Below are 513 nucleotides of genomic sequence, written 5' to 3' on the forward strand. Positions count from 1 at the left end.
TAGACATGCCCCAAAAAGTTAGACACTTATTTGGGGCATTTTTATGAGTAAAAAACAGAAGTATAATTTCAATTTTAAGTTACGTCTAGTAACCACTATTCTACGAGGTAAAGACAGTATTGGAAGCCTTGCAAAGCGAGAAGGATTAAGTAAATCGAATTTACAATTTTGGCTTAGGCTTTACCAAAATTATGGCAAGCAAGGCTTGCAAGGTGTAGCCAAAAAATCATTCACCATAGAAGAAAAAATCACTATAATTCGAGAATATCATCAGACTGGTATATCTTTGATGGACACCTGTGTTAGGTATTGTATCTCTAACCCTTCTGTCTTGGTGCAATGGAACAAGAAGTTTCAGCGTCATGGATACTCTGGTTTACAAGAGACTCGAGGTCGACCCAGGAAAACTAATACAAAGCAGATGACAAAAAAAACTAGCATTCCTGGCCTTAAGCCTTCTATGAGTGAAGTAGAAAAGTTACGAATAGAGAATGAATACTTACGTGCAGAGAA

At 36.8% G+C, this 513-nt stretch carries 1 protein-coding gene; it reads left to right on the forward strand.

The features are described 5' to 3' along the window. Positions 1-43: 43 nt before the first annotated feature. Positions 44-513, forward strand: a 470-nt coding sequence (locus ABD873_RS08755; protein WP_345067404.1) for a transposase, incomplete at its 3' end; no start/stop codon positions are given.

It is taken from the genome of Sphingobacterium thermophilum, assembly GCF_039541675.1.
Classification (GTDB): domain Bacteria; phylum Bacteroidota; class Bacteroidia; order Sphingobacteriales; family Sphingobacteriaceae; genus Sphingobacterium; species Sphingobacterium thermophilum.